10 protein-coding genes are annotated in these 7839 nt (G+C 30.3%); 9 read left to right on the top strand and 1 reads right to left on the bottom strand.

Annotated features, from left to right (window positions below; translation table 11 throughout):
• The 8 genes from QZ357_RS03045 to recR all read left to right on the top strand — a co-directional run.
• The coding region (locus tag QZ357_RS03045) for a hypothetical protein (protein WP_290771642.1) at nt 1-955 on the top strand (955 nt) is incomplete at its 5' end.
• Between the two features lie 65 nt (nt 956-1020).
• Nucleotides 1021-1233 (top strand): hypothetical protein, encoded by a 213-nt coding sequence (locus tag QZ357_RS03040; protein ID WP_290771640.1) that lies wholly within the window; start codon nt 1021-1023, stop codon nt 1231-1233.
• Between the two features lie 24 nt (nt 1234-1257).
• Nucleotides 1258-1734 (top strand): 2-C-methyl-D-erythritol 2,4-cyclodiphosphate synthase, encoded by a 477-nt coding sequence (gene ispF, locus QZ357_RS03035; protein ID WP_290771638.1) that lies wholly within the window; start codon nt 1258-1260, stop codon nt 1732-1734.
• Complete coding sequence (gene cysS / locus QZ357_RS03030) at nt 1735-3141, top strand: cysteine--tRNA ligase (RefSeq protein ID WP_290771636.1); 1407 nt, start codon at nt 1735-1737, stop codon at nt 3139-3141.
• Nucleotides 3123-3536, top strand: a complete 414-nt coding sequence (locus tag QZ357_RS03025; protein ID WP_290771634.1) for a ribonuclease III domain-containing protein — start codon at nt 3123-3125, stop codon at nt 3534-3536. The genes cysS and QZ357_RS03025 overlap by 19 nt, the downstream gene beginning before the upstream one ends.
• Nucleotides 3536-5458, top strand: coding sequence for a DNA polymerase III subunit gamma/tau (dnaX, locus tag QZ357_RS03020; RefSeq protein ID WP_290771632.1), 1923 nt, complete (start codon nt 3536-3538; stop codon nt 5456-5458). The genes QZ357_RS03025 and dnaX overlap by 1 nt, the downstream gene beginning before the upstream one ends.
• Before the next feature lie 13 nt (nt 5459-5471).
• On the top strand, nt 5472-5822 hold the full coding sequence (locus tag QZ357_RS03015) for a YbaB/EbfC family nucleoid-associated protein (protein WP_290771630.1): 351 nt from the start codon (nt 5472-5474) through the stop codon (nt 5820-5822).
• A gap of 1 nt (nt 5823) precedes the next feature.
• Complete coding sequence (gene recR, locus QZ357_RS03010) at nt 5824-6429, top strand: recombination mediator RecR (RefSeq protein WP_290771628.1); 606 nt, start codon at nt 5824-5826, stop codon at nt 6427-6429.
• 28 nt (nt 6430-6457) lie between these two features.
• Here recR and QZ357_RS03005 read toward each other — a convergent pair whose 3' ends face one another.
• Nucleotides 6458-6841, bottom strand: a complete 384-nt coding sequence (locus tag QZ357_RS03005) for a helix-turn-helix transcriptional regulator (RefSeq protein ID WP_290771626.1) — start codon at nt 6839-6841, stop codon at nt 6458-6460.
• A gap of 227 nt (nt 6842-7068) precedes the next feature.
• On the opposite strand from QZ357_RS03005, the gene QZ357_RS03000 reads away from it, so the two are divergent.
• Complete coding sequence (locus tag QZ357_RS03000; protein WP_290771624.1) at nt 7069-7548, top strand: sigma factor-like helix-turn-helix DNA-binding protein; 480 nt, start codon at nt 7069-7071, stop codon at nt 7546-7548.
• The last annotated feature ends 291 nt before the right edge of the window (nt 7549-7839 follow it).

Genomic DNA, 7839 nt, shown 5'->3' with positions numbered 1-7839 from the left:
TAAAGAGAAAAGTACCGCTCGTGACATTCTTTTTTTTGAGGAATATTTTGATTTTAAAAAAGATGATTACGATAAAAGCACTTATATTCTCGGTCGGGTAGGAAACAGTATTGCAGTATATAAGCTCAGTAAAAATGTAATCATTCATGTTTTTGATTTTCTAATTAACGTTTACGATAAAATTATAGATTTTTTTGTTTTAAAAGGATATGTGTTTTTTTATTTAAGGTCGGTAGATTATGGTGATTTGATTCTTTATATGTATGATAAAAGGGGCGGTTTTATTCTAATAGAAGATACGGTATTAAAAAACTTATTAAATGCTCCGATATTATTTAAAGATTTTGAGTCTAAAAGAGAAATTGTGGTTATAGAAGAGTTTTACATAAAGAATTTTTTTACTTCTCTTGATATAACGGGAGAAGATAACTTTAAGAATAATATATATTTGATCTCTCTTGATGAATTGATATTTTCTATAAAAAGCAAAAAAGAAATTTTGTATAATATTTTAAGGTCTAATAAAGGTTTAAATTATATAACTATATTAGGAAAATCGGATGATAGTGTGGTTTTATTTTTATCAAAACCTTTTTATGACAATGAAATATTGTTTTATGATGTCCTTTGCGGAAAAGTTATAAAGAGACATAAAAGTAAAAATATTTTTTTAAACAGTGTTGAATTTGATAATAGGGTTTATTTTAAGGCTACCAATGATTACGATAATGAGATTATTTATGACAGTAGAATAAGAAAAGTTTTTTCTTGGCAAAAAAATGATTTATTCAGTTCGTTTATGTTTTTGGGCTTTTATGAAGACAGATATTTAGTATTTAAAAAAGAAAATCTTAATAGCCAAGAAAACGTATATAATATATATGACAGACAAAATCATTTTACAAAAACCTTCTCATCCAAACTTATCATGATAAATGATGAGATATTGCTTTAAAGCGTAAGAAAAAAATTTATTTTTATTTCATAATATGATAAACTATAAGAAATGGGGTAATTCGTATGTCAAAGGAATTCGTTGTTGAAACATACTTGTTTTGTGAAAATTGTTTGGAAGATACAATGCACAGAGCTCTTTATAAAGATGGGGAAATAGTAAAGCTTACATGTCTTCAATGTGATAACGAAATTATGTTGAATAGACCTTCTTCAAGAGTGAAAAAAGAAAATGGATTTACAAAGTTCTTTACAAAGTTGCTCGTGCCGAAATCTTAATTTTAGTTTATTAGAGGTATTAATATGCGTATTGGATTTGGATATGATGTTCACAGACTTGGCAAAAATCAAGATTTGATATTAGCGGGAGAAAAGATAGATTGGACAGAAGGTTTGATAGGGCATTCTGATGCCGATGTGTTGGTACATGCGTTGATGGACAGCTTACTTGGTGCGTTATCTTTAGGCGATATAGGAAAACATTTTCCTGATACTGATGATAAATATAAAGGTATAAGCAGTATGATTTTGCTTAAAGAAGTATGCAATATGATAGATAGAGAAGGCTATGAGTTATGCAACGCCGACATAACACTTGTATTACAAGCTCCGAAAGTTGCACCTTATATAGATAAAATGCGTGAAAATATTTCTTTTATTATGAATACTCCAGTAAAAAACATAAGTATAAAAGCCACTACTGAAGAAAAGCTTGGATTCAGTGGAAGAAAAGAAGGTATTAAGGCGTACAGTGTATGTTTATTGAAGGAGAAAGAGTAGATGAAGTTATATAATACTTTAACAAGAAAGAAAGAGGAATTCGTCCCTGTTAATAAAGATGAAGTAAATATGTATGTATGCGGTCCTACCGTGTACAATTTTATTCATATAGGCAATGCAAGACCTGCAATTATCTTTGACACACTTAGAAGATATTTGGAATATATAGGTTATAAAGTAAACTATGTACAAAATTTTACGGATATTGACGATAAAATTATAAATAAAGCAAAAGAAGATAATGTAACATCAAAAGAAGTGTCAGATAAATATATAGAAGAGTACTTTGTGGATGCTGAAGGGCTGGGTATAAAAAAAGCAACTGTACATCCAAGGGTAAGTGAATGTATAAATGATATAATTGATTTGATAAAAGATTTGGAGAAAAACGGATTCGCTTATAATGTTGACGGAAATGTATACTACAGAGTAAGTAAATTTAAGGATTACGGAAAGTTATCAAAAAAACCTATAGACGAACTTATTTCGGGTGCAAGGGTAGAGGTCAGTGATGAAAAAGAGTCTCCTTTGGATTTTGCTTTATGGAAGAGACAAAAAGAAGAAAGTGAAATAGCTTTTGATTCTCCATGGGGAAAAGGCAGACCCGGATGGCATATAGAGTGCTCTGCCATGAGCAGAAAATATCTTGGAGAAACTATAGATATTCACGGTGGAGGAGAAGACTTGATTTTTCCTCATCATGAAAATGAAATTGCACAGTCAGAAGGCGCAAACGGTAAAGAATATGTTCATTATTTTATTCATAACGGATATATAAATATTAATAATGAGAAGATGTCCAAGTCAAAAGGAAACTTTTTTACCGTAAGGGATATTTCGAAAGAGTTTGATTTGGAAGTAGTAAGATTATTTATGCTTTCTGCTCATTATAAAACTCCTGTAAATTTTTCTTTTGAAATATTGAAGCAGACCGAGAGTGCTCTTAACAGGCTTTATAATACAAGAGATAATTTAATTTATATCTTAGATAAAGCTTCACAATCGGATATGAACGAGGACGAAAAGGAATTTGTGTCATCCCTTTCAAAATACAGAGAAGAATTTAAAAAAGCAATGGAAGATGATATAAATACTGCGAATGCTGTAAGTACCGTATTTGAACTCAGTAAAGATATAAATACAAATATTGATGAAAATTCTTCAAAGGAAGCCGCTCAGTGTGCTTATGACATATATATGGAATTAAATAATGTTTTGGGACTTCTTTCCAGAAGAAAAGAAAAAGATATTCTTGAAGATGAAATTGTCAATTTAATTGAAAAAAGACAAGAAGCAAGAAAAAATAAAGATTTTGCATTGGCTGATGAAATAAGAGATGATTTGCTTGACAGAGGTATAGTATTAGAAGATACAAGAGAAGGTGTAAAGTGGCACAAACAGAAATAGATCAGAAAAAAAATGTTTTATCTGTGGGAAGTAAAGAGCTTGCCTATCTTGGGGATAGTGTATATGAAGTAAATATAAGAAAAACTTTAATAAGGCTTGGTATAAGAGGCGTAAAGGAACTCAACAATATGAGTATGAACTATGTTTCGGCTTTGTATCAAGCCGATATTTTTTCTTATTTGAAAAGTTATTTTACAGAAGATGAAATGAACGTTGCAAAAAGAGGTCGTAATACGAAAATAAAACATTCTTCAAAGAGTGTTAATATTGCGACTTATCGTTTGGCTACGGCTTTGGAATGTGTCTTTGGTTATTTGTATTTACTGGGTAATAATGATAGAATAAATGAGTTGATAGATAAAGTATTCGAATATAAAAACATAGAGGTATTATAATGAGTTATACTGTTTTATACAGGGAATTCAGACCTAAAAATTTTGAAGAAATAATAGGTCAGGATAATATAATAAATATACTTAAGAATCAGATTAAAAATGATTCTATTTCTCATGCTTATTTATTCAGCGGGATAAGAGGTACAGGAAAAACCTCGACCGCTAAAGTATTTGCAAAGAGTATCTGCTGTTTAGACAGTAAGGACGGAGAGGCCTGTAATAAATGTGCTTCATGTAATGATGTAAATATAGGTGACAGTGCCGATATTATTGAAATTGATGCGGCTTCAAACAGAGGAATCGATGAAATCAGAGATTTAAAAGAAAAAGTAAGTTATATGCCGAATTTCGGTAGATATAAGGTTTATATCATTGACGAAGTACATATGCTTACTACGGAAGCATTCAATGCCTTATTAAAAACTTTGGAAGAACCTCCTTCTCACATTGTTTTTATTTTCGCGACAACTGAACCTAATAAGATACTTCCAACGATTTTATCCCGTTGTCAGCGTTTCGATTTTTCCCGTATAGACAGTGAGACGGTTGTAAATCATTTAGCCGGTATTTTAGAAAAAAAGGGTATTGGATATGAAAGAGAAGCTCTTTCTTTAATTGCATTAAATACCGAAGGAGCGCTAAGAGATGCTTTAAGTTTATTGGATAAGGCAATTTCTGTTGTTAAGGATAATAATGTAACAAAAGAAATCGTTGATGATATACTGGGGCTTGTCAGTGACGAAGATGTTTTTATGCTCGCAAATGGAATTCTTGAAGGTGATGTTGATAAAAGTATTTCTTCAACGCATACGTTTTTAGAAAAAGGGCGTGAAGTCGGAAATATCATTACACAGTTAATGGAATATTTTTCAAATAAGATAGTTGCGATTAATGTCAGAGAGCCTGATAAGATTATAAATAAAAGTAAGTCTTATATTGATTCGCTGTCAGAAAAGTTCAATTCAAAAGAGGACAGTAAACGGATAAGCAATATATTATATGAATTGTCAAAACTTAAAAATGATATGCGGTTTTTCAGTGAACCCGAATTTTTATTTACAGCAAAAATTATTAATCTATGTGAAGGAATTTCTGTTCAAGATAATGATAACTATATAGCTAAGCCTGATCATTTAATTCAGAATAATGAAAGTATAGATATTTTAAATGACAGAATTAAAGCATTGGAAAAAGAAGTAAGGGAACTTTCGCATTTAAAAAGAGAAGTTGATTTATTAAAGAACATGAACAGAGGAAATTCTGTTTTGCCGGATAAAAAGGAAATAATAACCTTAAAAGAAAAGCCAAACAAGATAAGACCTGATAATGATGAAATTATTGTGGATAAAAAAGAGATTGCTTATGCCGAAAAAATCCTTTCTTTAACACAAAGATATATAATAAACAGTAATAAAGATCCTTTGGTTGGAATGAGTGTAAACAAATTTAAAGTCGTATCGATGGATGAAGATACAATTACAATATATCCCGATAGAGCTTTAAATATGATGGATTTTTACTTTGATAACAATGGAGATAAGATTTTTAAGGAAATTCTGGAAGAAAAAGCCGGGAAAAAATTAAATGTAAAGTATATTGACAAAAAGATAAAATTAATATATAAAAATGATAGCAGTAAAAACAGCTTAAAGAGTTTAAGAGAAGATTTGAATATCAAAAAGGAAACAAAAAATGTTGAACTGAAATCGGAAATAAAGCCTAAGGAGATTATCGAAAAAACAGATAATGAGGTTAAACCTGAGTATCATTTGGATGAGATAATGTCTCAAGAAGAAGAGTATATTTCTGATGAGGAGTTGTCTGCTATAAGCAATGAAATAGTATTGGATGACGATATTATAGACGTAGATGAAGATTATGATGCATCAATAATGGAAATATTCGGTGCTAAAGAAGAATAATGGAGGTATAAATATGGCTAAAGGAAGAATGAACGGATTCGGCGGAGGGGCCGGTATGTCCGGAATGATGAAACAAGTACAAAAAATGCAAGCTGATATGGAAAAAATGCAAAAAGAGTTAGAAGAATCAACTTATGAGGCAACAAGCGGCGGGGGTGCTGTTAAAGCCGTTGTAAGCGGAGAGAAGTTAGTAAAATCCATTGAAGTTGATCCTGATATGTTAAAAGAAGAAGATGCGGAAATCGTTTGTGATATGATAGTTGCCGCAGTTAATGAAGCGATAAATAAGGCTTCAAATGATGCAAACAGCAAAATGGGTTCCATTACAGGCGGGCTTGGCGGATTAAATATACCGGGATTATAAAATGAGTGTCTATTCAAAGCCTATACTTAATCTTATAAATGAATTATCAAAGCTTCCGGGTGTTGGAAGAAAAACAGCAAGCAGGCTTGCTTATTATATAATAAATATGGAACAGAGTGATGTTGACAGTCTGTCTGATGCAATTAAAGCAGCAAAGAAAGAGCTTAAATATTGTTCTGTTTGTTATAATATAACTGATAAAGACCCATGTGATATATGTTCAAGTAATAAAAGAGACAGATCAACTATATTGGTTGTAAGCGAATCAAAAGACGTTATCGCCATAGAAAAAACAAAAGAATATAAAGGGTTATATCATGTTTTGGGCGGAGTCATATCTCCCATGGAGGGGATTATGGTAGAAGATATAAGGATCAAAGAGCTTATAAGCAGAATAGGTACCGGAGATGAAATAAAAGAAGTAATTTTGGCTACGGGATTTAATGTTGAAGGCGAAACGACAGCAATGGTAATTAAAAAGCTGTTAAAACCTTTTGACGATATAAAGGTTACCAGAATAGCAAAAGGGCTTCCTCAAGGTGCGGATCTTGAATATACAGACGGGGCTACATTGGCAAATGCAATTATAGGAAGAAATGAATTATAAAATCATCCTTATTTATGAAAGGATGATTTTATTTTTTATCCAGTAAAATAAGCAAAAGTTCTTTTTTGTCTTCTATACTCCACCTTTTATAATCTTGGAAGGCAACCATGGTTGAATCTTTGAGTAAGTTTTTCAATGTCAAATTTAAGTAATTTTCATCATTTAAAAGTGTTTCGTCAAGAGAGGAAAAACTTTTTTCTTTTACTTGTTCTTCTTCTCCTTTTAAAAGATAATCGATGCTTACATTAAAAATTTCGCTTATTTCTTTTAGCATCGCTGAAGGTATATTTCTGTTTCCCTTTTCATACATGCTTATTGTATTTGAATGTACCCCCAGTTTATCACCCAGTTCTTTTTGTGTGAATTTATTTTTCTTTCTGAGATTTTTTAAACGTTCTCCTATATTATTCATCGTAGTTCCCCTTAAATATAATTAATAATTTATAAGGATAATCTTATTTATAAATTAATAATATAACAAATTAGTGCTATTTTCAAGATAAAATACACTCATAGAGTGTAAAACATATAAAAACACACAAATAGTATAATTATTCTTGACAATATCACTAAATGTGTGATAATCTATGATTATAGAAAAAGTGTTCGATAGGGGCATTAGTTGCAGGAGGAATTAATATGAAAAGTGAATTGTATAAAGAAACCGAAAAAAGGCTTTATGATTATCCGTTTTTAATAAAAAGAATAGAGATGATAAAGAAAAGACTTGAAGAACTTGACACGGAAAGTTCCTTATCTCAATCAATTTATATTGCTGCAAATTCAAAAAGGTTATACAATGATTTTGTTGCCGCTGAGTCCAATAATATCTCTGACTTTAGGCTTTTATTGCAAAAAGAATTAAAAGAAAAAGAAACCTTGGTTTTTGAAATAGAGAAAGCATTGGAATGTTTAAATGAATTGGAAAGAAAAATTATCATCATGAGATATTTTAAAATGCAAAGAATGACTGAAATAAGTGATATCTTGGGATATTCCAGAGAATACGGCAGCAGAGTGCGTAAAAGGGCAGTAAATAAAATTGCTATGGTTTTATGGGGTGTAAGCAGTGAAGATATGGAAAATACCAGAAGAAGAATAAAAAACAAATCCAATTGAATATAAAGGGCAGGAAATGTTTTATCCTGTCCTTTATTAATTATAAAAGGAAATTTATATTTGTTTTTATAATGTATGCAGAGGTTATTGGCTTGCATAAAAAGTTTTGTTTATTTTATAGTACAAAACTTATTTTTTATAACATTTGAAAAAGCATATTTATTATTCGCTAATTAAAGATAAATATAATTAAGAATATAATAAAACATTGCTTCAAAAATCATTATGTTTTCTTTGACGGAATACTAAAAAAGTTATATAATTTATTTATATAAATCGTTAAGGGGGGAA

Source organism: Anaerofustis sp., from assembly GCF_019420015.1.
Taxonomy (GTDB): Bacteria; Bacillota; Clostridia; order Eubacteriales; family Anaerofustaceae; genus Anaerofustis.
This window is presented reverse-complemented; position numbering and strand designations above follow the sequence as displayed.